At 70.9% G+C, this 23,647-nt stretch carries 21 protein-coding genes and 1 pseudogene; 8 read left to right on the plus strand and 14 right to left on the minus strand.

Annotation, left to right across the window (positions count from 1 at the left end; translation table 11 throughout):
- Positions 1–58 precede the first annotated feature (58 nt).
- The gene (locus BM236_RS08345) at positions 59–1,621 is read left to right on the plus strand and encodes a DUF1800 domain-containing protein (protein ID WP_091122429.1); all 1,563 of its coding nucleotides are present in this window, start codon (positions 59–61) and stop codon (positions 1,619–1,621) included.
- Positions 1,618–2,997: a DUF1501 domain-containing protein gene (locus tag BM236_RS08350; protein ID WP_091122431.1), complete on the plus strand. Its 1,380-nt coding sequence runs from the start codon at positions 1,618–1,620 to the stop codon at positions 2,995–2,997. Before BM236_RS08345 ends, BM236_RS08350 begins: the two co-directional genes overlap by 4 nt.
- Before the next feature lie 7 nt (positions 2,998–3,004).
- Here BM236_RS08350 and BM236_RS08355 read toward each other — a convergent pair whose 3' ends face one another.
- Both BM236_RS08355 and BM236_RS08360 read right to left on the minus strand, forming a co-directional pair.
- A complete protein-coding gene (locus BM236_RS08355; protein WP_091122434.1) occupies positions 3,005–3,460 on the minus strand; it encodes an HNH endonuclease in 456 nt (151 codons plus the stop codon).
- 117 nt (positions 3,461–3,577) lie between these two features.
- Positions 3,578–4,111 (minus strand): nuclease-related domain-containing protein, encoded by a 534-nt coding sequence (locus BM236_RS08360; RefSeq protein ID WP_091122436.1) that lies wholly within the window; start codon positions 4,109–4,111, stop codon positions 3,578–3,580.
- A 132-nt stretch (positions 4,112–4,243) separates the two neighbouring features.
- On the opposite strand from BM236_RS08360, the gene BM236_RS08365 reads away from it, so the two are divergent.
- Together BM236_RS08365 and BM236_RS18940 are read left to right on the plus strand one after the other, a co-directional pair.
- Positions 4,244–5,191 (plus strand): alpha/beta hydrolase, encoded by a 948-nt coding sequence (locus BM236_RS08365; protein WP_091122439.1) that lies wholly within the window; start codon positions 4,244–4,246, stop codon positions 5,189–5,191.
- 46 nt (positions 5,192–5,237) lie between these two features.
- A complete protein-coding gene (locus BM236_RS18940; RefSeq protein ID WP_175507610.1) occupies positions 5,238–5,933 on the plus strand; it encodes an HNH endonuclease family protein in 696 nt (231 codons plus the stop codon).
- On the opposite strand, the gene BM236_RS08375 is transcribed toward BM236_RS18940, so the two are convergent.
- From BM236_RS08375 to nrdR, 8 genes and pseudogenes are all read right to left on the minus strand, one after another.
- Entirely contained in the window at positions 5,930–6,595 is a 666-nt protein-coding gene (locus tag BM236_RS08375; protein ID WP_091122443.1) for a SprT-like domain-containing protein, read from the minus strand. The genes BM236_RS18940 and BM236_RS08375 overlap by 4 nt on opposite strands.
- Positions 6,596–6,788: 193 nt before the next feature.
- Positions 6,789–7,127 (minus strand): annotated as a pseudogene (locus BM236_RS08380) (NPCBM/NEW2 domain-containing protein); the annotation flags it as partial.
- A 31-nt stretch (positions 7,128–7,158) separates the two neighbouring features.
- On the minus strand, positions 7,159–7,305 hold the full coding sequence (locus tag BM236_RS18945) for a hypothetical protein (protein ID WP_175507611.1): 147 nt from the start codon (positions 7,303–7,305) through the stop codon (positions 7,159–7,161).
- 8 nt (positions 7,306–7,313) lie between these two features.
- Positions 7,314–7,589: an excalibur calcium-binding domain-containing protein gene (locus BM236_RS08385; RefSeq protein ID WP_091122447.1), complete on the minus strand. Its 276-nt coding sequence runs from the start codon at positions 7,587–7,589 to the stop codon at positions 7,314–7,316.
- A 131-nt stretch (positions 7,590–7,720) separates the two neighbouring features.
- The gene (locus BM236_RS08390; RefSeq protein ID WP_175507612.1) at positions 7,721–9,979 is read right to left on the minus strand and encodes a SpoIIE family protein phosphatase; all 2,259 of its coding nucleotides are present in this window, start codon (positions 9,977–9,979) and stop codon (positions 7,721–7,723) included.
- Between the two features lie 63 nt (positions 9,980–10,042).
- Positions 10,043–10,711, minus strand: coding sequence for a biliverdin-producing heme oxygenase (locus BM236_RS08395; protein WP_245750214.1), 669 nt, complete (start codon positions 10,709–10,711; stop codon positions 10,043–10,045).
- Positions 10,712–11,061: 350 nt separating this feature from the next.
- A complete protein-coding gene (locus BM236_RS08400) occupies positions 11,062–13,965 on the minus strand; it encodes a vitamin B12-dependent ribonucleotide reductase (RefSeq protein ID WP_091122452.1) in 2,904 nt (967 codons plus the stop codon).
- A gap of 188 nt (positions 13,966–14,153) precedes the next feature.
- Entirely contained in the window at positions 14,154–14,702 is a 549-nt protein-coding gene (gene nrdR, locus BM236_RS08405) for a transcriptional regulator NrdR (protein WP_245750215.1), read from the minus strand.
- A 277-nt stretch (positions 14,703–14,979) separates the two neighbouring features.
- Here nrdR and BM236_RS08410 point away from each other — a divergent pair, with 277 nt between their 5' ends.
- Positions 14,980–15,303 (plus strand): hypothetical protein, encoded by a 324-nt coding sequence (locus BM236_RS08410; protein ID WP_139230061.1) that lies wholly within the window; start codon positions 14,980–14,982, stop codon positions 15,301–15,303.
- Between the two features lie 71 nt (positions 15,304–15,374).
- Here the strand turns inward: BM236_RS08410 and BM236_RS08415 are convergent, their stop codons facing one another.
- Both BM236_RS08415 and BM236_RS08420 read right to left on the minus strand, forming a co-directional pair.
- Positions 15,375–16,199 (minus strand): sigma-70 family RNA polymerase sigma factor, encoded by an 825-nt coding sequence (locus BM236_RS08415; RefSeq protein ID WP_091122455.1) that lies wholly within the window; start codon positions 16,197–16,199, stop codon positions 15,375–15,377.
- Between the two features lie 267 nt (positions 16,200–16,466).
- Positions 16,467–16,817 carry a LysM peptidoglycan-binding domain-containing protein gene (locus tag BM236_RS08420; RefSeq protein WP_091122456.1) on the minus strand — a complete coding sequence of 117 codons (351 nt, stop codon included), beginning with the start codon at positions 16,815–16,817 and terminating at the stop codon, positions 16,467–16,469.
- Positions 16,818–17,047: 230 nt separating this feature from the next.
- Here BM236_RS08420 and lexA point away from each other — a divergent pair, with 230 nt between their 5' ends.
- The 3 genes from lexA to BM236_RS08435 all read left to right on the plus strand — a co-directional run bounded on the left by lexA (position 17,048) and on the right by BM236_RS08435 (position 20,561).
- Positions 17,048–17,803 carry a transcriptional repressor LexA gene (gene lexA / locus BM236_RS08425; RefSeq protein ID WP_091122459.1) on the plus strand — a complete coding sequence of 252 codons (756 nt, stop codon included), beginning with the start codon at positions 17,048–17,050 and terminating at the stop codon, positions 17,801–17,803.
- Between the two features lie 204 nt (positions 17,804–18,007).
- Positions 18,008–18,865 (plus strand): phosphatase PAP2 family protein, encoded by an 858-nt coding sequence (locus tag BM236_RS08430; RefSeq protein ID WP_245750216.1) that lies wholly within the window; start codon positions 18,008–18,010, stop codon positions 18,863–18,865.
- Complete coding sequence (locus tag BM236_RS08435) at positions 18,783–20,561, plus strand: MXAN_6640 family putative metalloprotease (protein ID WP_139230062.1); 1,779 nt, start codon at positions 18,783–18,785, stop codon at positions 20,559–20,561. Before BM236_RS08430 ends, BM236_RS08435 begins: the two co-directional genes overlap by 83 nt.
- On the opposite strand, the gene BM236_RS08440 is transcribed toward BM236_RS08435, so the two are convergent.
- Positions 20,558–22,546: an ATP-dependent DNA helicase gene (locus BM236_RS08440; protein WP_175507613.1), complete on the minus strand. Its 1,989-nt coding sequence runs from the start codon at positions 22,544–22,546 to the stop codon at positions 20,558–20,560. The genes BM236_RS08435 and BM236_RS08440 overlap by 4 nt on opposite strands.
- 90 nt (positions 22,547–22,636) lie before the next feature.
- On the minus strand, positions 22,637–23,644 hold the full coding sequence (locus BM236_RS08445; RefSeq protein ID WP_091122462.1) for a sugar phosphate isomerase/epimerase family protein: 1,008 nt from the start codon (positions 23,642–23,644) through the stop codon (positions 22,637–22,639).
- Between the last annotated feature and the right edge of the window lie 3 nt (positions 23,645–23,647).

Genomic DNA, 23,647 nt, shown 5'->3' on the forward strand with positions numbered 1-23,647 from the left:
ATGCGGACGGTTCCCGGCCGATGGAGGATCGACGTCCCATCGGATCCCGGGAGCTCCCATGCCTCTCCCTCGGTCGGTGCCCCGCCGCACCGCCCTCGCCTCAGGCGCGACCGCCGCCGCCCTCACCGGCGTGCTGGCCGGTCCGGCCGGTCGCGCGGTCGCGGCGCCGTCGTACGCGCCGGGGAGCTATCCACTCACCCCCGTCCTGCCCACCGCGGACCGGCACCTGCTGTCACGGTTCTCCTACGGCATCACGCCGGGACTGCGCGACGAGGTCCGCGCCGCGGGCGGCGCCCGGGCGTGGTTCGACGCGCAGCTGACGGCCGCCCACGACCCGAGCGACCACCTGCACCTGGACTGGTGGCCGCACCTGGCGGACGACGCGTCGCAGATCTGGCAGAACGACAAGAACAAGGTCCGCGCCGGCTGGCAGCTGATGCAGGACTACGGGCGCCGCGTGCTGGTGCGGCGCATCCTCACCACCCACCAGGTGCGCGAGGTGATGACGGAGTTCTGGGAGAACCTGCTCCACGTCCCGACGCCCGCCGACGGCGTCTTCACCTGGCGGATCCCGTACGGCGAGCGGCTGCGCGCGCTCGCATTGACGAGCTATGCCGAGCTGCTACACCACGCGGTGACCCACGAGGCGATGACGATCTTCCTGAGCGGCTACGACTCCACCAAGGCCCACCCCAACGAGAACCTCGGCCGCGAGCTGCTCGAGCTGTTCACCGTCGGCGTCGGCAGCTACGACGAGGACGACGTGAAGGCGTCTGCGCGCATCCTGACCGGCTTCCACATCGACATGTGGCGCACGTTCGGGTCGTCCTACCAGGCGGGCGACCACTGGACCGGCCCGGTGCGCGTCCTCGACTTCACCTCCGACAACGCCGCGGCGGACGGGCGCGCGGTCGTCGACGCCTACGTGTCCTACCTCGCCCGGCACCGGTTCACCGCCGAGCGGATCGCCCGACGCCTGGCCGTGGCGTTCGTCAGTGACGACCCACCCGCGCCGCTCGTCGAGCGCCTGGCGGCCGTCTACCTCGAGCACGACACCGCGATCGTGCCCGTGCTCCGCGCGCTGGTCGACTCCGCCGAGTTCGCCTCCGCGGTCGACGCCAAGCTGCGTACGCCGGCCGAGGACCTCGTCGCGACCTACCGGCTGCTCGGCGTGGAGCTCGCGAAGCCGACCTCCGACAACTCGGGCGCCAACGCGATCATCTGGCAGGCCGAGGCGCTGGGTCAGGCGCCGATGGCGTGGCCGCGCCCGGACGGCGCGCCGCTGGTCGCCTCGGCCTGGGCGTCGCCGTCGCGGGTGCTTGCCTCGATGTCGGTGCACTCCAACATGGGTGGCGGCTGGTGGCCCAAGCTCGACATGACCTATCCGGGCTACGCCTCCTGGGCGCCCGCGCTACCGATCTCCTTCCGCGACCTCGTCGACCACCTCTCCCGCCTGCTGCACCACCGCGCGTCGGACGCGTCGCTGCTCGAGGGCGCCTGCCTGGCCCTGAAGATCACCGACCCCGGCGTCCAGGTGAAGGCGGGGTCCAGCGTCCTGGGGTGGCAGATGCCGACCCTGCTCGCCACGCTGCTCGACCACCCGAGGTGGTACCGCCGATGAACGGCTGCCCCGAGTTCGCACTCCTCGACTCCCTCACCGTGAGCCGGCGCGGGCTGCTGCGCGGCCTGACCGCCGGCGGCGTCGCGACCACCGTGGGGTCCGCCGTGATCACCGCCTCGCCGGCGTCGGCCGCTGCGGCGCAGTCGGTGCTCGTCGTACTCTCCCTGCGCGGTGCCGCCGACGGGCTGTCGCTCGTCGTCCCCCACGCCGACCCGGCCTACTACGCCGCCCGCCCGACGATCGCGGTCCCTCGCACTTCGTTGCTCGCCACGGACGCCGGCTTCGGGCTGCACCCCGGGCTGACGCCGCTCCTGCCGATGTGGAACGCCGGCCAGGTGGCCGCCGTCCACGCGACCGGCATGGCCGTGCCGAACCGCTCCCACTTCGAGGCGATGGAGCTCGTCGAGGATGCCGACCCCGGCTCGGCCGCCCGCTCGGGCTGGCTCAACCGCCTCGTCGGGCTCACCTCGACCGGCGACCCGCTGCAGGGCCTGTCCATCGGCTCCACGACGCCGACCGCCCTGGTCGGCTCGGCCACGGTGATGTCGATGGACGACCTGGCGAGCACGACCGTCCCCGGGGACGCCAGTCGGCGTGCGTCGCTCGAGGCGATGTGGCGCGACGAGTCCTCGCCGATGAGCAGGGCGATGGGCGCGACGCTGGCCGGCGTCGACCGGCTCGGCACCGCCCGGGCGCAGACCGACAACGTCGCGACCTATCCCAGCACCGACCTGGGCCGGGCACTCTCCTCGGTGGCCCGGACGCTGCGCGCCGACCTCGGGGTGCAGGTGGTCACCGTCGACCAGGGCGACTGGGACATGCACTCCGACCTCGGCACCCTCGAGTGGGGCGGGATGCAGTCCAACGCTGCCGAGCTCGGCAAGGCGCTCGCCGCGTTCTTCGCCGACCTCGGACCGGTCCGGCCCAAGGTCACCCTGGTGGCGCTCAGCGAGTTCGGCCGGCGGGTCGTGCAGAACTCCGGCTACGGGCTCGACCACGGCTGGGGCAACGTCATGCTGACCCTCGGCGCGGGCGTGCGCGGCGGCTACTACGCCCGTTGGACCCCGCTGGCCAAGACGCTCGACGCCGACGTTCCCGTCACGACCGACTACCGCGACGTGCTGGCCGAGGTGGTCGCCGCGCGGATGCCGGCCACCTCGCTCGCGACGGTCTTCCCCGGTTTCGTGCGTACGCCGATCGGCTTCATGACCGGTCAGTCCGGGTGGGGCCGCACTGCACCGCCGCAGGTGCGGCCTCCGGCATCGCCGCCCGCCTCCGTCCCCACGACGCCGGCGCCGGTCCCGACCAAGCACCGACACCGGAAGCACAAGAAGCGCCGGCACAAGAGGCATCGGCGCCACGCGGGGAAGCGCTAGCGCGCTACTAGAGGTGGTCCAGCGCGGCCAGCTGGGCGCGGGTCGGCACGTAGGGCTCGATCCGCAGTCGCATCCCCGCCTCCGCGGGGGTGCGGTTGGCTTTCCTGCCGTTGCACAGTCGGCACGCGGCGACGGTGTTGAGCCAGGTCCACCCTCCGCCGCGTGAGGCCGGCACCACGTGGTCGATCGTGCTGGCGTGGTGGCCGCAGTAGGCGCAGCGATGGCGGTCGCGGCGCAGCACCGACTCACGGCTGTAGGCGGCCGGGCGGTACATCCAGTGCATGCGTATATAGCGCACGAGACGGATGACGCGTGGCCACGGGTGCGGGCCGATCATCCGGTCGTCGTGCGCCTCCTCGACGATGGCGACCTCACGGAAGAGCATGCGGACCGCGTGCTGGAAGGTCACCTTCCCGAGCGGCTCGTAGGAGGCGTTGAGCAGCGCAACATGGGTCGCCGCCATCGCACACACCCCCTTCGATAATCAAGGTAGGTGCGTGCGGTCGAACAGCCAAGCGATTTGGCTGATCAGTCACGCCGAGTTCAGGTGGGATCGGGCCCGGCCCACGCGAGGGGGAGCTCAGCGGCGACGGCGCTTGCGGACGACGGGTCGCCGGGCCGGCGTACCGATGGAGGTGTCGAGGTCGAGCGCCACCAGCTGGCGCCGGCCGTCGTCGAGGATGGTGGGCCGGGCGGTCATGACCGCGAGCAGGTTGCGGCTCGAGCAGACCACGACGTCGCCGGCCACCACCGGGGCGACCTCACGACCGAAGTAGCAGACGACGGGCGTGACGTGCTTGGCCTCGACCAGGCCGGTGCGGGCGTTGACGGAGGCGGCGGCGCGGGTCGCGCGGACGACGAGGTCCTGGCGGACGCCCGCCGAGCACAGCTCGTCGCGGCTGAACGGCCGCGGTCGACGCGACTCGATGACGAAGATGCCCTGCGGTCCGACGGCGACCTGGACCGGCGTACGACGACCACGCAGCGCGACGTCCTCGAAGACGGTCCACTCGTCGTCCGGCAGCGCGCCGAGGATCGCCGAGACGGCGCCGCCGTCGCTGTTGCGCGGGCGTGGCACCGCCCTGGTGGGCCACTGCCCCGAGTCGTTCGTCATGCCCTGCTTCCCTGCTTCCGCGTGAGCTCCGACGTTATGCCGGACGGGTCCGGGCTGTCAGACCTTCGCCGCAAAGTCGTCACTTCGGACTAGGTCCGATGTCTTGCCGGGCCATGCGGCAGGCTGTGCGCCGTGACGAACCGACTAGCCCCGCGCACCCGCGCTTTCGCCGCGATCCTCAAGCTGCTCGACTCCGAGCCGGCGACCGCGGAGCAGATGGCGGGGCTGCGCGTGCGGCGCGAGCGCCTGCGGCGTACCCCGGTCGGGCAGCTGGTCTTCGGGCGCCCGTCCGCGGCCGTCACCATCGAGGACGTCACGATCGAGGGCGGGTCGCGGCTGCACGTCCACCGACCCTCGTCGGCGCCCGCCGGCCCGCTCCCCGTGGTGGTGAACTTCCACGGCGGCGGCTGGTGCCTGGGTACGCCGGAGCAGTCGGCGTGGCTCGCCTCGCACGTCGCCGCGCAGGTGGGCGCGATCGTCGTCTCGCCGACCTACCGCCTCGCGCCCGAGCACCCCTACCCCGCCGCCGTCGACGACGCCTGGGCGGTGCTGCAGTGGGTGACGTCGAACGCCGTCTCGCTCTGCGGGGACCCTGCCCGGATCGCCGTCATGGGCGACAGCGCGGGCGGCAACCTGGCCGCGGTCACCGCGCTCATGGCCCGCGACTGTGGTGCCCCGGCCCTGCGTGCGCAGGTGCTCCTCTACCCCGCCGTCGAGATGTATGACCGCTACCCCTCCGAGGACGCCAACGCCGACGCCCCGGTCCTCACGTCGGTCGGGATGCGCCGCTTCGGGCACCACTACATGGGCGCGTCCTACGGCGCGGAGGACTGGCAGGCCTCCCCGGTGCGCGCCGCGTCGCACGCCGGCCTGCCGCCCGCCCTCATCGTCACCGCGTTCCACGACCCCCTGCGCGACCACGGGCCGCGCTACGCGTCGGTCCTGCGCGCGGCCGGGTCGCCGGTCGACCTGCGCGACTACGGGCCGGGCATCCACGGGTTCCTCTCGCTGCCCGGCGTCGTCCCCGTCGCCAAGGAGGCGCTGCGGGACGTCGTGGAGTTCCTCCGCGCCCATCTGTGAGAGCCCGTCGGTGAGGACTGTCGGTGCCGTCGGCCATCGTGGCCCTGTGCGGTCGGTGAGGATCGCGGCTGCCGCCGCGTTGCTGGCGCTGACCGGTTGCGGGGCCCAGGCCAGGGCGGGCCACGGGTCGGCCGGGTCGGCGACGCCGACGCCGGCGGTCTCCCCGGTCGCGACGGCGGGCGCGCGGGCGCAGCTCGCGGGGCTGCGGGCGGTCGAGCGACACCCGGGCGGGCCGGTGTACGACCGGGACGCGTTCGGCGAGGCCTGGGCCGACACCGACCACAACGGCTGCAACCAGCGCGACGACGTGCTCCTCCGCGATGCCGTGGCCGGGACCGCCACCACCCGGCAGCAGGGGCGCTGCGACCACGATGTGGTGGCCGGGACGTGGATCGATCCCTACACCGGCCGGACGCTGACCTTCACCGACCTCAAGGACCTCCACCAGGCGCAGGCGATCCAGATCGACCACGTCGTACCCCTCGCCGAGGCCTGGCTCTCGGGTGCTTCGGCCTGGCCCGCCGAACGACGCAAGGGGTTCGCCACCGACCTCGGCGAGCTGCTCGCCGTCGACGGGCCGACCAACGCGAGCAAGAGCGACGACGATCCGGCGGCATGGCGGCCTCGCCAGGCCTTCCAGTGCGAGTACGCCGCCCGCTGGATCGCCACCAAGGCGCGCTGGGACCTCGGCGTGGATGCGAGTGAGCGGCGGGCGCTCGAGGAGATGCTCGGCGTCTGCTAGGCCGGTTCGACCCCGGCGTGCGCCACTTCGAGGACGCCCTCCTTGACCCGCACGGCGACCTTCGTCCGACCGCTCCTCACGACCGTGCCGACCCGGCCGTGGAACCGGCCGGGCACGGTGATCCGCGCTCGGCAGCCTGGCCCGAGCCGGACCAGGCGGCGACCCTCGAGCAGCGCCTGCAGCTCGTGCACGTAGTTGGGGTGCATCGCGGCGGCCCGGCCGTGGTGGAGCCACTCGAAGATGCGCTCCTGGGTCGGCCGGCGGCGGCAGACCGCGCACAGCAGGACCCGCTCCGGCCGACGGTGACGGTCGGCGGTGTGCCCCTGCGGGCAGATGCCGACCCAGGCGCCCGGGACCGCCGGCGCATCGACCGGGACGCACCGCTCCGCCGAGCAGCCGATCCTCCGCGCGACCGCGACCCACGCCGGGCCGTGTCCCGCACGCGGGCCGGCCAGCGCATGCGCGATCTCGTGCAGGATCGTGTCGCGGACCTCGGCCTCGGGGTGCAGCCGGGTGATCGGCCCTGAGAGCCCGATGACCTGCTGGTGGTGCCGGCAGATCCCGGCCCGGCGCTTCGCCCGGTCGAGCTCCAGGCGCCAGCCGCGCAGCCCGTGCTCGTCCATCAGCTCACGAGCGAGCTCCCGGGCGGCGTCGAGGTCCATGGCAGAACCCTAGGATCCGGCACCGACAGTGCTGGCGACCGGTCGATAGCGACAACACCGATGCCCTGCGCCCCACCACCAACTGCCGGCAGATGCCAGATCCACACGCGCCGATCTGGCATCTGCCAGCAGTTAGTCGAGTTTGGTGACTCCCAACGCCGACCACGCACCCGGTCGGCCCGACCGAACCGCTCTACTGCGCGAAGTGGCAGAGGAACTGGGCGTCGCCGATGGCCGGATAGGCGGCAGGCAGCGCCCCCCTGTCGTCCAGCGGCGGGCTCGTGTTCTGCCCGGCGATCGCGAACCGGTAGGGCGAGGTGAGCGGGAGGTCGACCGGAACCACCGATCCCGGGCGCAAGGCCGGGCTCTGCCAGACCGGCTGCAGCGTGTTCGCCGGCGTGACGACCGACAGCGTCACGACACCACTCGACCCGTCGGCCGAACGATCAGTGAGGCCGACGTACCCCTTGAACCTGTTGCAGTTGCGGCCGAGCGTGTAACGCGAGTCGCCGGCGCCGATGGCGTACCAACCGCGCCACGGGGTCTGGTGTGATCGACTCCAGCTACGCGGTGAAGCGCTCGCCCTCGATGGCGCTGCCGGCGGTCCTGGGGGCGGCCTTGTGCGACGCGGCGTCTGCGGCCGCGGGCAGGCCGAGGAGCATGGCGCCCGCGAGCATCGCCGCCGCGCCCAGTGAGATGGCTCGCGGCATCGGTCGGATCAGTCCTTCTCGCAAGCGATCTTGTCGTGGTCGCGGTCGAGGCCCTTGTTGTAGCGCATCGCCTGGTTGAAGAGCTTGTCCGAGCGCTTGAAGCTCGTGACCGGCGTGCCGCTGCTGACGTGGTCGTGTGCCTTGGCCTTGCCCACGCCGTGCGGGAACTTCTTGTTCAGCGCCGTGCAGTTCTGGGTCCACGTGGGCTTCGCCTCGGCCGGCGCGTTCATCGACACCAGCCCACCGACGACTGCGACGGCGGCGATCACACGAAAGGCCTTCATGGCGGTTCCTCCTCGAGACGGGTTGGCGTCAACGTAAAGAGCCGAGCTGGCCGGCGGCGTCGGTTCCGGAGGAAAGGGGACCTTCGTCCCGATCCGGAGGATCCCGTGACTCAGCCCGGTGCGGCAGATGCTCAGGAGAACCGCAGCGCGAGGAGCGTGGTGTCGTCGTCGCCGGTCTGGGTGTCGCTGAACTCCATGAGGCCCCTTAACCACGCGTCGAGGTCCGGCCCGTAGGTGTGCCCCGCGTGGGCGCTGAAGCGGCGGGCCTGGTCGGCGAGGTCGGTGCCGCGGCGCTCGATCAGGCCGTCGGTGTAGAGCAGCATCGCCGCGCCCGGGGGCAGCGGGACACTCAGGGTCGTCGCCCGCCCGAAGTCGACGCCGAGCAACGGACGGACGGGGACGTCCGCCTCGCGCGACGACGGAGCTCCGCCGGGCGTCACGATGAGCGGCTGGGGGTGGCCGGCGTTGGCGATCTCCAGGGTGCGCGTCGCGGGGTCGGCGATCGCCACCACGGCCGTCGCGACGTGGGCGAAGAGCGTCGAGCTGATGTGGTCGAGCCGGTCGAGGCACGCGGCGGGCGGGTGACCTTCGAGGAGGTAGGCGCGCACAGCCGTGCGCATCTGGGTCATCGCCGACACCGCGCTCACCCCGTGCCCGGCGGCATCGCCGACCACGATGGCGACGCGACCGTTGTCGAGCTCGAAGCTGTCCCACCAGTCACCGCCGAGCTGGTACGTCGACGCCGGCCGGTAGCTAGCGGCGAGGTCGAGGCCGGCGAAGCGCGGGACCTGGTCGAGGACCACGCTGCGCCGCAGGGACTCCGCCACGGCGACCTGCTCCTGCGACCGCGCGAGGAGCAGGCCGGTGATGGACTTCCCGAGGTCTTCGGCCGCCTCGACCTCCCACGGCTGCCACGCATCGCTGCGTCCCCGGACGAGCTGGCGCCACTTCTCGAACGACTTGCGCGGGCTCAGCCGGACGCTCCCGTTCTCGGTCGCCGCCAGCAGCTTGTTGGTCGGGTCGCCACCCCAGTCCACGACCTGCGGCAGCTCGGGTCGCAGCCACAGCAGCCAGCGGTCCGTCGCGAGTGCGATCCGCAGGGCCCCGGCCGCGACGTGCGCCACGCCGGCGAGGTCGGGAAGGAGGTCCCCGAGACGGTCCGTCCTGGTCACGCCCGCCTCCGCACCGCTCAACGCGGTGGAGATCCGACGCAGCGTCGCGTCGTCGGGGACGTCACCGCAGGTGCGGACCACACCTTCGGAGAAGCTCGCCGCTCCGGTCGCGCCGACGAGCTCGAGCAGGGCGGGGTCGGCCAGGACGGCCTGGAGCGGGTGGTCGGTCGTGGCCGTGAGCCGGCGGCTCACCGACCCGACCATCATCTGGGTCGCCAGCCGAGCCTCGCGCGCGTCGGAGGTCACCCGCTCCGAGAAGAGCTGGGACGCCACCTGGCCGAGGAACTCGGCGGCGGCGCGGGCGTCGTGGCTGGGACGGTGTGGTCCGGAGTAGTGGTGGCAGGCCACCAGCCCCCACAGCTCGTCGTCGCGGACCAGGGACAGCGACATCGAGGCTCCGACGCCCATGTTGCCGAGGTACTCGACGTGGATCGGGGACACGCTGCGCAGGGTGGAGAAGGACAGGTCGAGCGGGGCATCCGTCTCCGGGTCGAGGACGGGGTGCAGCGCGACCGGCTCGTAGTGCACGTCGGCGATCAGGCGCGTCCAGTTGATCGTGTACAGCCGGCGTGCCTGCGCGGGGATGTCCGACGCCGGATAGTGCAGACCGGCGAACGAGTTGAGGTCGGACCGCCTGTCCTCGGCGATCACCTCGCCGTTCCAGTCCTCGTCGAAGCGGTAGACCATGACCCGGTCGAAGCCGAGCACGGTCCGGATCTCCTTGGCCAGCTGGTCGGCGAGCTCGGCCACCGAGCCGGCCGTCGCCAGGCGTGCCATCGCTGCACGGGTCGACTGGTAGGTCAACGGGAACGTCGAGATGCGGCCGAGCGGCTCCAGCTCGACGACCAGCCGGCTGCCGGAGCGGTGCAGCCGTACGTCGGCGGTGATGTCGGCGAAGCCGGCCGAGGGCGGGATGTCCGACAGCGGCAGGACCAGCGGCTCGCCGGTCAGCTCCAGAGCGGCTCGCTCGGCGACGGCCTCGCTCACCCCGGTGCCGACGAGCTCCGCGAACGGTCGGCCGATCGACTCCTCGACCGGGATGCCGAGCTGCTCCCCGACGTTCGTCGAGGCCATCACGACCCGGAGGTCGTCGTCGAGCGCGACGAGCACGCCGTGCGGCTGGATCGCACCGGGGATGTGGATCGGCTCCGCCTCGCAGGTGTCGAGGTCGACGGGTGCGTAGGCCGGGGTGTGGCCGGTCGCGCCGGGCTGGCTCACGCGACTCTCCTCGAGAGCGGGAACAGGCACGCGTCGTGTCGCGCGAGCAGCGCATCGGGCGAGTCAGCGGGGAAGGGCACGGGGCAGCACCTCCAGCTCGGCCAGCAACGCGCGGTTGAGCCGGAACGCCGTCCTCACCTCGTCGACGACCGCCTCGCGCTCCTTGTCGCCGAGGTCGAGGGCATCCAGACGCGCTCGATAGGCATCACGGTAGGGCTTGGGACGCGGAACCCCCGTGAAGTCGTAGAACTCGACACCAGCACCGGCCAGGCCGACCTGCCGCTGCAGAAGACGGCCGATGACCTGGCCGCCGAAGAGGTCGCCGAGGTAGCGGGTGTAGTGGTGCGCGACCAGCAGCCCGCCCCACGACCCGGCCTGGGAGATCCGATGGACGTACGCCGCCACGGCCGGTGTCGGCTCCGGCGGCGTGGGCGAGGCATCAATGCGCCCGGCCCAGGCGCCCAGGTCCGCCTCGAGCACGGCCAGACGTTCCAGCGCGGGGTCGTGCACCGCGGCGACCAGCGGGTCGTGCCGGTGGCGTCGTACGCCGGCCTCCAGCGCGGCGTAGACGTGCCAGAGGCGACCGAGATAGGTCGTGTAGGCCGCCTCGTCGATGCGCCCGGCCATCAGGCTGGCGAAGAACGCCGAACCCTCCGCCGCTTCGTGGTCCTCCCGGGAGCCCTCGCGCATCGCGGTCGACAGCGGCACGGTCTGGGAGAGGTCGAACGTCACGCAGGGAGCTCCTCGTCGTCGCAGCACGTCCGCGGGATGTGCATCGGCGCCCCGGCAGACCCTACGGCAGCGCCTTGCTCCATGGGATCACATCGGACCCGAGTGACGAAGCAACGGCTCTCGGTGTCCTGGCGACCCGCAGGCGGGTCGAGCGGCGTCGCCGCACAGCAACCGCTGACAGATGCCAGATCGGACACCGTCGGATCCGGCTGTCGGCAGCAGTTGGTGCGCGAGGTGACGGAGACGTGGCGTGGGCCAGCCCCGCCGTCTGAGCATCGGCCGGAAGACGCGAGAGGGACCGGAACCCTCATGGGTCCGGTCCCTCTCGTTGGGTCAGATACGACTAGCGATCAGCTGCAGCCGCTGGTGCTGCCGCAGCCCTCGCAGACGTAGCACGACCCGGCGGGGCGCATCTTCGTGCCGCAGGTGAAGCAGAGCGGGCTGTCGACCGCGGTGCCGCTGATGAGCTCGAGGAGCTCGGCGGTCGTGTGGGCAGACTTGGCCTCGGCCTTGGGGGCGTCCTCGACGACCTCGGCCTCGACCGGCTCGTCCTTGGTCACGACCTCGCTCGCCGCCCGACCGGCCTCGACGTCGGCCTCGGGGGCCGCCATGAGCTCGGCGGCCGAGCCCGTCTCCTCCGCGACGGGCTCGTAGGAGCCGGTCTCGAGGTAGCGCTGGCGCTCCTCGGCGGTGTAGATGCCGAGGGCGGCGCGCTGGTCGAACGCCAGGTAGTCGAGCGCCAGGCGCCGGAAGATGTAGTCCATGATCGACTGGCTCATCCGGACGTCGGGGTCGTCGGTGAGACCGGCCGGCTCGAAGCGCAGGTTGGTGAACTTCGAGACGTAGGTCTCCAGCGGGACGCCGTACTGCAGGCCGATCGACACCGCGATCGAGAAGGCGTCCATGACGCCGGCCAGGGTCGAGCCCTGCTTGCCGAGCTTGAGGAAGACCTCGCCCAGCTGGCCGTCGTCGTGGGCACCCGACGTCATGTAGCCCTCGGCGCCACCGACCGTGAAGGAGGTGGTGCGGGAGACCCGCGACTTGGGGAGACGCTTGCGGGTCGGGGCGTAGACGACCTTCTCCACGACCTTGGTGGCGACCTCGCCGACCGGGGCGGTGACGTTGGAGTCCTTGCCCTTGTTGTCGCCCTTGCCGTCGGAGAGCGGCTGACCGACCTTGCAATTGTCGCGGTAGACGGCGGTGGCCTTCAGGCCGAGCTTCCACGAGTCCAGGTAGACCTGCTCGATCTCCTCGACGGTGGCCGACTCGGGCAGGTTGACGGTCTTGGAGATCGCGCCGGACAGGAACGGCTGGACCGCCGCCATCATCCGCACGTGGCCCATCGGCGCCAGGGAGCGCTTGCCCATGGCGGTGTCGAAGACCTCGTAGTGCTCGGTCTTCAGGCCGGGCGCGTCGACGACGTGGCCGTTCTCGGCGATGTAGTCGACGATCGCCTCGATCTGCTCGGGCTGGTAGCCGAGCTTCTTCAGCGCCCGCGGGATGGTCAGGTTGACGATCTGCAGCGAGCCACCGCCGACGAGCTTCTTGAACTTGACCAGCGAGAAGTCGGGCTCGATGCCGGTGGTGTCGCAGTCCATCATGAAGCCGATCGTGCCGGTCGGCGCGAGCAGCGAGGCCTGGGCGTTGCGAAAGCCGTTGACCTTGCCGGTCTCCACCACGTCGCCCCACGCCTTGGCGGCGGCCTTGATGACGGGGCTGTCGACCGAGTTGATCGAGCGCAGGTCGTCGGAGGCGGCCTGGTGCTTGCGCATGACGCGCTGGTGCGCCTCGGCGTTGCGGGCGTAGCCGGCGTAGGGGCCGACCACCGCGGCGAGCTCGGCGGAGCGCTTGTAGCCCGCACCGGTCATCAAGGAGGTGATGGCGGCGGCGAGGGTGCGGCCACCGTCGGTGTCGTAGCCGAGGCCGAGGGCCATCAGCAGGGCGCCGAGGTTGGCGTAGCCGATGCCGAGCTGGCGGTAGTCACGCGTGGTCTGGCCGATGGCCTCGGTCGGGAAGTCGGCGAAGGAGATCGAGATGTCCATCGCGGTGAAGACCAGCTCGCAGGCCTGCTGGAAGCGGACGACGTCGAAGGTGTTGTCGTCGCTCAGGAACTTGAGCAGGTTGAGCGAGGCCAGGTTGCACGAGGAGTTGTCGAGCGACATGTATTCCGAGCACGGGTTGGACGCGGTGATCCGGCCGGTCTCGGGGTTGGTGTGCCAGTCGTTGATCGTGTCGTCGTACTGCAGGCCCGGGTCGGCGCACTGCCAGGCCGCCACGGCGATCTTGTGGAAGAGCTCGCGGGCGTCGATCTCCTCGATCACCTCGCCGTGCTTGCGGCCACGCAGAGCGAACTTGTCGCCCTTCTCGACCGCGCGCATGAACTCGTCGGTGACGCGGACGGAGTTGTTGGCGTTCTGGTACTGCACGGACGTGATGTCCTTGCCGCCCAGGTCCATGTCGAAGCCGGCGTCACGCAGCGCGCGGATCTTGTCCTCCTCGCGCGCCTTCGTCTCGACGAACTCGACGATGTCGGGGTGGTCGACGTCGAGCACGACCATCTTGGCGGCACGACGGGTGGCGCCACCGGACTTGATCGTCCCGGCGGAGGCGTCGGCGCCGCGCATGAACGAGACGGGCCCGGACGCGGTGCCGCCGCTGGAGAGGAGCTCCTTGGAGGAGCGGATGCGGGAGAGGTTGAGGCCGGCACCGGAGCCGCCCTTGAAGATGAAGCCCTCCTCCTTGTACCAGTTGAGGATCGAGTCCATCGAGTCGTCGACCGAGAGGATGAAGCAGGCGGAGACCTGCTGGGGGGCTTCGGTGCCGACGTTGAACCAGACCGGGCTGTTGAAGGAGAAGTACTGGTGCACGAGCAGCCAGGTGAGCTCCTGCTCGAACGTCTCGGCGTCGGCCGCGGCCGAGAAGTAGCCGTGCTCGACGCCGGCCTTGGTGTAGGTCTTCACCACGCGGTCGATGAGCTGCTTGAGGCTCTGCTCGCGCACCTCACTGCCGACGGCGCCGCGGAAATACTTCGTGGTCACGATCGTGGAGGCGTTCACCGACCAGAAGTCGGGGAACTCGACCCCACGCTGCTCGAAGACGGTCTCACCGGTCTTCCAGTTGGTCTGGACGACGTCGCGTCGCTCCCAGGTGATCTCGTCGTAGGGGTGCACACCCTCGGTGCTGAACACCCGCTCGATGTGGAGCCCCCGCCCGGTCGCACCCTTGCTGGGCGCACCGCTCACCGTCTCGGTCATTCCTCGTCCCCGTCTGTGAGGTTGTCGTGATCTTCTGATTGGGAAGTCTGCCGGTGACCACCGACAGTGCTGCACCTCGAAGAGTCGGACTCCGGTACAACACCGCGGCGGCCGCCGGTATGCCGCTGTTCGCGCTTGTGATGGCCCGGGCAGGTCGCTTCCCCACGGCCTGCCCGGGCCGCTTGTGGTCAGCCCGGTGGGGCTGAGGTGAGCAGGTCTCGCGACGGTCGCAGCGCGACCTCGTCGACCAGCGACGTGATGCCTGCTTCGTCGTCCGCGGTCGGCTCGTCGCCCCGGTCGTGACGCAGCATCGCGATCTCGTCCTCGAAGTCGTCGGCGCTCTCGAACTGCCGGTAGACGCTCGCGAACCGGAGGTAGGCGACCTCGTCCAGCCGTTTGAGCGGCCCGAGGATCGCCATGCCGACCTCGTGCGCGGGCACCTCTGCATACCCGCTCGTGCGCAGCGTGTCCTCGACCTCCTGGCCGAGGCACTGCAGCTGGTCCTCGGTGACCGGCCGGCCCTTGCAGGCCTTCCGGACGCCGGCGATCGCCTTGTCGCGCGTGAACGGCTCGGTCGCGCCCGAGCGCTTGAGGACCGTCAGCTGCATGAGCTCCACCGTGGTGAAGCGCTTCTCGCAGCCCTGGCACTGGCGCCGGCGCCGGATCGAGCCGCCGTCCTCCGCGACCCGCGAGTCGAGGACCTTGGTGTCGGTGTGCCGGCAGTAGGGGCAGTGCATCGTGGTCCTCCTCTCGGGGCGTCGCTGGGGATGAAGCTGTGGAGACGGTGTGGGAAACCCGCCTGGGGCTGTGCAGTACACGCCTCGCTCTGTGCACTAGATGTGGAGAACTACATGCGTGTAACTACTAGATGTAGTGGAACCCTAGCCCTGCCCTCGCAAGGCGTGTCAAGCGGTCGGCGTGTCGTCGCCCGAACGGCCGGGAAGTTGCGCACGGGACGGGTGCGATCCGGTGATTCGACCCGGATCCGGCCCGGTCATCGGCGACAATGTCGGCGTGAGCGGGCACCGGGGGAAGCGAGCGGCGCAGACGCAGCAACGGGCGCCCCGCTCGGCCGTGCTCGTGCACGCGCTCGGGATCACCCTGGCTGTCGCAGCGTGGGGCTACCTCGTCTGGGCGGCGATCGACTTCGGGTCCAGCGCGCGCGACGGCGACAGTCGCTCGTGGTGGTTCCTCGGCCTGGCCGGGGTCGGCGCCGTCGCCTGCCTCTTCGTCGGGCTCATGCTCGTCGCCCGACTCGTCCGAACCCTCGGGATGGCGCCAGAGGCCGAGCCGACGCCGGCCCCGCGCAGCCCCGGAGGCAAGCGCGCGGCTCGCTGACCCGCAGACGCGACGACGGCGCGGCAGGCCGTGGCCCACCGCGCCGTCGGTCCGGCGCCCTGCCTACGTCGTCAGAACTCCCAGCCCTCGCCGCGGGCCATCGGGTCGTCCTGGAGCAGCTCCCGCAGCCGGCGGAGGACCTTGCTCAGCAGCCGGGAGACCTGCATCTGCGTCACACCGATGACCTCGCCGATCTCCTTCTGGCTCATCTCCTCGTTGAACCGGAGCCGCACGATCAGGCGCTCGCGCGGCGTGAGGTTGGCGACCGCCTGCTCGAGCATCAGCCGCACCTCGATCGCGGCCAGGTCGTCGTCGTACGTCGGCAGCAGGTCGCTCAGGCTTGCGCCCTCCTCGACGGCGTCGGTCGGGGCGTCCAGCGAGGCCGGCGTGAAGCAGCCGCGGATCGACAGCGCCTCGTCGACCTCGCGCTCGGAGACGCCGAGCACTGCGGCGATCTGCGCGGAGCGCAGCTCGTCACCATGGGCCGACGCCTCCTCCCGAACCTGCATCGCCGCGGACTGCAACTCCTGCAGCGAGCGCGGGGGCCGCACCATCCAGCCGTGGTCGCGGAACCAACGCTTGATCTCGCCGCGGATCGTCGGAACGGCATAGGTGAGGAAGTCGGCGGCCACCGTCGGGTCGAACTTGTGCGCCGCGCGCACGAGTGCCGTGTAGGCGACCTGCTCGAGGTCTTCGAGCGGCACGCCACGACGCGCGTAGCGACGCGCGAGCGATCGGGCGACACCCGTGTTGACCAGGACGACCTGGTTGAGCAGCACATCGCGCTCGGGACCGGTGGCCTGGTGAGCTTCAGTGAACAGTCGTGCAGTCTCTTGCTGGCGCTGGTCGCGCGGAAGCTCCTCGCGGAGACCCTGCCATGTGGGGTTGGCGGTCATGATCTCAGCATGGCCCGCGAGAACCGCTTCCAATCGTGGCGAGGGGCTAAATGACCCCTGGGGGTGGGCGGGGCCCGTTCCGGGATCACCCAAAAGGGTGGGGCGGCGCCTGAAAGTGCGTCAGGAACGGTGAAGGGGCGGAGCCGTCTTCCCAGCGGCTCCGCCCCTCCTTCCCCGTCGATCCCACCGGCTGGGGTCGAGGCAGCCGGCGGAAGTCGCACCTATTCAGTTGTCCCCGCGTCGGTCGTGCGGGTGGTCATCGATGCGTCACTGCGCCACCGGGACGCGGAGGTCCTGGCCGGCCTGCAGGGCGCCCCCGGAGAGACCGTTGAGGTCCTGGATGTGGTCGACCATGTCCGCCGTGTGGCCCTTGACGGCCACACTCTGCGCGATGTCCCAGAGCGTCTCGCCGGGACCGACCTGGATGACGGTCGTCGACTCGGGGTGCTCCGTGGCAGTGGACCCGTTGGCCAGCACGAACCCCGCCACGAGCGCCACGGCGAGACCGACCAGGAAGACGACGACACGACCACGACGGGTCAGCCGGACCGTCGACCGGCGCGCCGCCGGGCGACGCGGGGTCATCACGCGGGTGGGGGTGAGGATCATCGTGCTCATGGTCAGCTCCTGGGGAAGTAGGGCTTGGTCGGGTCCGTCGGACGATGTCTATCGGCGAGCACCGACAGTTCTGGTCGGCCAGCCGATCGACCACCTGTTCGATCGAACACATGATCGAGACTAGATCACCTGTTCGAACGGAATCAAGGGCTGACTCGAACATTTTTTCGAGACACGCAGGTTCGAACAGATGTTTGAAGTGCGACCAGACCAGGGTCTACCGTGGGCCCATGAGCACCCAGACCCCCGGCCGGGGCAGGAAGCAGGCCGCGGCGTCGGGGCGCCCGGTGAGCGAGTTGCCGGACGGCCCGCCCGACGCGACCGGCCTGACTCCGCGGCAGCAGCGGATCCTCGCCCACCTCAAGGACTGCATCGAACAGCGCGGATACCCGCCGAGCATGCGCGAGATCGGCGCTGCGGTCGGCCTGACCAGCACCAGCAGCGTCGCCCACCAGCTACGGGTGCTGGAGGAGAAGGGTTTCCTCAAGCGCGACCCGCACCGTCCTCGTGCGCTCGAGGTCTTCCTGCCGGAGGTCCTCGCGGCCCGTAGGTCGATCGGCGCCGCGGAGGAGACCACGTTCGACGAGACCGGCATCGGCGACGCCACTCCCCCGGCGCAGTACGTCCCGCTCATCGGCCGGATCGCGGCCGGCGGCCCGATCCTGGCCGAGCAGCACACCGAGGCCGTCTTCCCGCTGCCCAAGGAGCTGGTCGGCGACGGGACGCTCTACCTCCTCGAGGTCTCGGGTGACTCGATGATCGATGCGGCCATCTGCAGCGGCGACTTCGTCGTCGTACGCCAGCAGCCGAACGCCGAGAACGGCGAGATCGTGGCGGCGATGATCGACGGCGAGGCGACGGTCAAGACCTACAAGAAGAAGGACGGCCAGGTCTGGCTGATGCCGCACAACCCTGCCTACGAGCCGATCGACGGCACCCACGCCACGATCCTCGGCAAGGTCACAGCGGTGCTTCGCAGCCTCTGACCCACCGCGGCGACGATCGTCCGCCTCCACCTCCGGCCCCGTCACAGCGACGGGGCCGGAGGTGTCTTGTTGCCAGGTGCACGTATCAGGGAAGGCCCTGGCTGCTCCCTGGTGTGCGGTAACTGAGAGGAAGTCAGGGCGCGACGGGCGCTAATCTGACGGACGAACCGATCGGGTGTCGGCGTGGTGATGAGGGGTGATCGGATGGATCGGCGGCTGCTTCGCGTGCTGCTCGCGCGCCGTGCCGGCCTCTACGCCGGTCTCCTCGAGATCTTCCTGATCGGGGTCCTCTGGACCGCCTACTCGCTCTCCCGGCTGCTGGCGTCCAACGACCTCTCAGCGGCCATGGCACGCGCCAAGGAGTTGTCCAGGCTGGAGCGGTACGTCGGCCTCGACTGGGAGCACGCGATCAACTCGTTCTTCGTCCGCCACGACATGGTGGGCCTGTTCGGCTCCTACTGGTACTCCGTCGCCCACTACATCGTCACGCTCGTCGTGCTGGTGTGGCTCTACCGCTTCCACCGCAGCGACTACATCATGATGCGTCGGGCACTGCTGGTCTCCACCCTGCTCGCACTCGGGCTCTACCTGCTCCTGCCGACCGCTCCCCCGCGCTTCGTCGACGGGTTCACCGACGTGCTCAACCTGCACTCGGCGCAGGGGTGGTGGGGTGCTGACGCCTCGGCGCCGCGCGGCATGGGCCAGCTCACCAACGAGCTGGCGGCCTTCCCGTCGCTGCACGCCGGCTGGGCGCTGTGGGTGGCGATTGCGACCTACCAGGTGACCAGGAGCCGGGTGCTCCGAACGCTGGGCGTGGCCCACGCGCTGATCACCGCCGTGGTGATCGTCGGCACCGGCAACCACTGGATGCTCGACGTCATCTGCGGCTGGCTGGTGGTTCTGGTCGGATGTGTGGCCGTGGCTCCCTTCACGCCTATAGTCGAGGCTCGCCCGATCTCACCTGCGTCTCGGAGACCTCATGCGCCTGCGCCGCTCGGCCCTGTCCGTCCTGCTGATGACGGGGCTCTCGCTCGGGGTGCTGAGTCCGGCTCGGGCAGCTGAGGACGCCCCTTCCGCGAGGTCCAGCGCGGGGGCGGATCCGTCCGCCGACCCGAGTGCTGCAGGCAACACCGATACCAGCGACGACACCGGCGACGCGGTCGGCGACGACGTCAGCGGCACCGTCGCCCATGCAGTCGGCCAGACCGAGGATGAGGCCGAACAAGCAGCCGAGGGCGGCCTGACCGCCCCCGCCACCCGCGTCGAGGCGCAGGAGTCACTCGCCGAGGTCAAGGACCTCGCGGCTCCGCCGTCCCTCGACGAGCCCCACCCCGCGATCGCGTCGGACGCGAGCAAGAACACCACCCTCGCGTTGCGTGACCTGTCGCTGCGGATGAGCGCGCTCCCGCGGACGGATCGGCCCTCGGCATACGAGCAGTTCCAGAGGCCGACCTACACGACACCGGTCACCCGAAGGTGCCTCGACAACATCTGCGTCCACTGGACGTCGTCACCCTCCGCCGGCCGGGACGCCACCGCCGACAGCTTCGCCTACGGTGACCTTTCCTCGCCGACGCCAGCGCCGGACAGCGTGCTGGCCACGATGGTGAATGTCTCGCGCGCGTACTACAACGCCGGCTACCGATACCCCCGGACCGACGCCACCCTCGGTGGCAGCGGCCAGACCGACATCTACCTGCGGGACGTCGGCGCCGAGAGGAAGTACGGCTACTGCACGGTGGACGTGACCAGCTCCGGCCACTTCGTCTTCCACGAGTCCGTCCCGGGTCGCTCCTCGGACCTGCCGGCGTTCTGCGTCCTCGACAACGACTACAGCAAGAGTGACTTCCCGACGGCACGCACGTCCGAACAGGACCTGAAGGTGACGGCGGCGCACGAGTACTTCCACGCCGTCCAGTTCGCCTACGACTACCTCGAGGACCGCTGGTTCATGGAGGCGACCGCCACGTGGGCCGAGGACCAGGTCTTCGACTCGATCAACGACAACGTGCAGTACCTCGCCCGCAGCCAGCTGCGCTACCCGGGCGCCTCCCTCGACAACTACAACGCAGCGGGCGGCTTCCTGCACTACGGCGACTGGCTGTTCTTCGAGTACCTCACCGAGCGGCTCCCCGCCCGGCAGGGCCTGCTGCCCGTCCTGGTCCGCCGGATGTGGCAGTACGCCGACAGCGTGAGCGGCCCGGACTACTACTCGATCCAGGCCGTCGCCGCGGCGCTGGCCGAGCAGCACGTGGACTTCCGCAAGATGTTCGGCAGGTACGTCGCCGCCAACCGTCACCCCGCGACGGCCTACGCCGAGGGTCGGGTCAACCACTACCCGACGGGGCGCCCGCGCCGGACCGCCCGGCTCCGCCCGAGCAACCGCGGCACCGCGGGGCGCTACCGGGTCAACCACCTCGCCTCGGCGACGGTCCGCTTCGTGCCGAAGCACCTCAGGAAGCACACCAGGCTGACCCTCGCGGTCGACATGGCCAACCGGAGGTCGGGCTCGGCGGCGGTCGCGCTGGTCTTCTTCCGCAACGGCCGCCTCACCACCAAGACGGTCCCGCTCCGCAGGAGCGGCAAGGGCAAGGTCCGGGTCCCGTTCGACTCGCGGCACGTCTCCCGCGTCGAGCTCGTGCTCGCCAACGCCAACCGGCGCTACAAGCACTGCTCCAACGACGTGAGTGGCTTCTCGTGCGGCGGCGTCTCGCGGCGCGACCACGTCACCGAGAGGTTCACCGCGAGGGCGAGCTAGCCCGCGCCAGCCGTCTCGCTCAACCGCTTCAGCGCCTGCCGCACGATCCCGGGGTCGGTGGTCGGCCACATCGGCGGCAGGCTCGCCTTGAGGAACCCGCCGTAGCGCGCGGTCGCCAGCCGGGGATCCAGCACCGCCACGACGCCCCGGTCGGTCGTCGTACGGATGAGGCGGCCGGTGCCCTGTGCCAGCAGCAGCGCCGCGTGGGTGGCCGCCACCTGCATGAAGCCGTTGCCGCCGGCCTTGTCGGCGGCGCGCTGGCGGGCACTCATCAGCGGGTCGTCGGGCCGCGGGAACGGGATCCGGTCGATGAGGACGAGCTGGCAGGTGTCGCCGGGCACGTCCAGCCCCTGCCATAGGCTCAGCGTCCCGAAGAGGACCGTGTGGGGATCGTTGACGAACTGCGCGGCCAGCTCGGGCAGCTGCGCGTCACCTTGAGCCAGGGTGGTGAGGTGCGGAAGCCGCTGGCGGACGACCTCGGCGGCGGCCTCGGCGGCGCGGCGCGAGCTGAAGAGACCCAGCGTGCGGCCGTCGGCGGCGTCGATGAGCTCGACGATCTCGTCGAACTGCGCCGGTCCGAGGCCGTCCCGGCCGGGCGGGGGCAGGTGGCGCGCGACGTAGAGGATCCCCTGCTTGGCGTAGTCGAACGGGCTGCCGACGTCGAGACCCCGCCACGGCAGGACCTCCTCGGTGCGCTCCTCGGCGTCCCGCTCCCCCGGCTTGAGGCCGAGGCTGCCGGCGACGGCGTCGAAGTCACCACCGAGCTTGAGCGTGGCGCTGGTGAAGACGACCGTCTTCTCGGCGAGCAGCTTGTCCCGCATCGGCCCCCAGACCTGCAGCGGCGCGACGTGGAGCCGGCTCGGCGCCCGGTCACCGCCCTCGGACATCCACAGCACGTCGTGCTCGGTGTTGGCCGCCATCCGCTCGGCGATCGCGAAGACGTCCTGAACCGAGCCCTTGGCCTGCTGGAGGCCCGCATCGGCGTTGTCGTCCTTGCCACCCTGTTTCTTCGGGTACGCCGACAGAGCGGCCCTGGCCGCGTCACGGACCAGCACCAGGGCGTCGTGGAGGTCGGCCGGCAGCGTCTCGAAGCGGCCAGGGCTTGCCTCGATCATGGCGACCTTGAGCGTGTCGGCGGCGTCGGCGAGGTCCTCGGCCTCGTCGCCCTCGACGTAGCGCCGGCTCCGACGGGCGGCCCGCTCGACGTCGAAGGAGTTGAGCTCGTCGGTCGCCGCCTGGGTCACGCGGGCGACGAGCTCGTGGGCCTCGTCGATGACCACGGCGTCGTAGTCGGGGATCATCGGGATGCCCTCGATCGCGTCGATCGCGAGGAGGGAGTGGTTGGTGACGATCAGGTGGCTCTTCTGCGCCTTCTCGCGGGCTCGCTCGGCGAAGCACTCCTGGCCGAACGGGCACTTCGCCGCGCCCAGGCAGTCACGGTGGGTGACGCTGACCTGGCGCCACTCGCGGTCGGTGTGACGGGGAGCGAAGTCGCGCTCACCCGTTCCGTCGTCCTGGGCCTGCTCCTCGGCCCAGGCGCGCAGCTCGAGCACCTTGGTCGCCATCTCGCCTCGCGGCACGTCGATCTGCAGCGTGCCCTGGTCGTCGGGCACGCCCTCGCGGATGCGGTGCAGGCAGGCGTAGTTGGACCGACCCTTGAGGACCGCGAAGCTGGTGTCGAGCCCGCGGCCCTTGACCGCCTCGACCAGCCGGGGGATGTCCCGCTCGACGAGCTGGTGCTGCAGCGCGAGGGTGGCCGTGGCCACGACGACGCGCTGGTCATGGAGCAGGCTGGGCACGAGGTAGGCCAGCGACTTCCCCGTCCCCGTCCCGGCCTGGACGAGGAGGTGGTCCTGGTCGGCCAGCGCCTGGCCGACCGCCTCGGCCATCCGGATCTGGCCGGTCCGCTCGCTGCCGCCGAGCGCCTCGACGGCGGCCGCGAGGAGCGCGTCGACAGCGGAGGCGTCGGACTCTGGGGCAGCCACTCCCGAACCCTAACCGGCCGCACGGACACCGACGGGGCCGGTCTCCACAGGCACCCAGGAGGGCACCCAGGAGGGCACCGAGGAGGGCGCTCAGGAGTCGGTGGCGAACGCCGCGTCGAAGGCGGCCTCGGGGGCGTCGAAGGCAAGCCGGCGGACGAACTCCAGCGCCTCGGGAGCACCGACGAGGCGGTCCATGCCGGCGTCCTCCCACTCGATCGAGATCGGGCCGGAGTAGCCGATGGTGTTGAGCATCCGGAAGCACTGCTCCCACGGGACGTCCCCGTGGCCGGTCGAGACGAAGTCCCACCCCCGCCGCGGGTCGGCCCACGGCAGGTGCGAGCCGAGCCGGCCGTTGCGGCCGTTGCCGACCAGTCGCTTCGCGTCCTTGCAGTCGACGTGGTAGATCCGGTCGCGGAAGTCCCACAGGAAGCCGACCGGGTCGAGGTCCTGCCAGACGAAGTGGGACGGGTCCCAGTTGAGGCCGAACGACTCCCGGTGCCCGATCGCCTCCATGGCCGCCACGGTCGTCCAGTAGTCGTAGGCGATCTCGGACGGGTGCACCTCGTGGGCGAACCGCACGCCGCACTCGTCGAAGACGTCGAGGATCGGGTTCCAGCGGTCGGCGAAGTCGCGGTAGCCGGCGGCCACCATCTCCTCCGAGGCCGGCGGGAACATCGCGACGTACTTCCAGATCGACGAGCCGGTGAACCCGACGACGGTGGAGACGCCCAGTCGCTGGGCGGCTCGTGCCGTCATCTTCATCTCCTCGGCGGCCCGCCGGCGCACGCCCTCGGGCTCGCCGTCGCCCCAGATCCGCGCGGGCAGGATGGCCTGGTGGCGGGCGTCGATCGGGTCGTCGCACACCGCCTGCCCCTTGAGGTGGTTGGAGATCGCGTAGACCTTCAGCCCGTACTTCTCGAGCAGGTCGAGCTTGGCCTGCACGTAGGCGTCGTCCTCGGCGGCCTGCCAGGGGTCGAGGTGGTCGCCCCAGCAGGCGATCTCGAGGCCGTCGTACCCCCACTCCGAGGCGAGCCGGGCGACCTCCTCGAACGGCAGGTCGGCCCACTGGCCGGTGAAGAGGGTGATCGGTCGGGGCATCGG

Origin of the sequence: Nocardioides terrae (genome assembly GCF_900112345.1) — a bacterium.
In the GTDB taxonomy this organism is placed as follows: Bacteria; Actinomycetota; Actinomycetes; order Propionibacteriales; family Nocardioidaceae; genus Nocardioides; species Nocardioides terrae.

Excerpts from the sequence above, each read along its gene's own strand:
- lexA (WP_091122459.1), top strand. The coding sequence starts at position 17,048 with ATGAGCACCCAGACCCCCGGCCGGGGCAGGAAGCAGGCCGCGGCGTCG.
- BM236_RS08345 (WP_091122429.1), top strand. The coding sequence starts at position 59 with ATGCCTCTCCCTCGGTCGGTGCCCCGCCGCACCGCCCTCGCCTCAGGC.
- BM236_RS08415 (WP_091122455.1), bottom strand. The coding sequence starts at position 16,199 with ATGACCGCCAACCCCACATGGCAGGGTCTCCGCGAGGAGCTTCCGCGC.
- BM236_RS08400 (WP_091122452.1), bottom strand. The coding sequence starts at position 13,965 with ATGACCGAGACGGTGAGCGGTGCGCCCAGCAAGGGTGCGACCGGGCGG.
- BM236_RS08375 (WP_091122443.1), bottom strand. The coding sequence starts at position 6,595 with ATGGACCTCGACGCCGCCCGGGAGCTCGCTCGTGAGCTGATGGACGAG.
- BM236_RS08385 (WP_091122447.1), bottom strand. The coding sequence starts at position 7,589 with ATGAAGGCCTTTCGTGTGATCGCCGCCGTCGCAGTCGTCGGTGGGCTG.
- BM236_RS08430 (WP_245750216.1), top strand. The coding sequence starts at position 18,008 with ATGGATCGGCGGCTGCTTCGCGTGCTGCTCGCGCGCCGTGCCGGCCTC.
- nrdR (WP_245750215.1), bottom strand. The coding sequence starts at position 14,702 with ATGCACTGCCCCTACTGCCGGCACACCGACACCAAGGTCCTCGACTCG.
- BM236_RS08350 (WP_091122431.1), top strand. The coding sequence starts at position 1,618 with ATGAACGGCTGCCCCGAGTTCGCACTCCTCGACTCCCTCACCGTGAGC.
- BM236_RS08420 (WP_091122456.1), bottom strand. The coding sequence starts at position 16,817 with ATGAGCACGATGATCCTCACCCCCACCCGCGTGATGACCCCGCGTCGC.
- BM236_RS08445 (WP_091122462.1), bottom strand. The coding sequence starts at position 23,644 with ATGCCCCGACCGATCACCCTCTTCACCGGCCAGTGGGCCGACCTGCCG.
- BM236_RS08435 (WP_139230062.1), top strand. The coding sequence starts at position 18,783 with ATGCGCCTGCGCCGCTCGGCCCTGTCCGTCCTGCTGATGACGGGGCTC.
- BM236_RS18945 (WP_175507611.1), bottom strand. The coding sequence starts at position 7,305 with ATGCCGCGAGCCATCTCACTGGGCGCGGCGGCGATGCTCGCGGGCGCC.
- BM236_RS08355 (WP_091122434.1), bottom strand. The coding sequence starts at position 3,460 with ATGGCGGCGACCCATGTTGCGCTGCTCAACGCCTCCTACGAGCCGCTC.
- BM236_RS08360 (WP_091122436.1), bottom strand. The coding sequence starts at position 4,111 with ATGACGAACGACTCGGGGCAGTGGCCCACCAGGGCGGTGCCACGCCCG.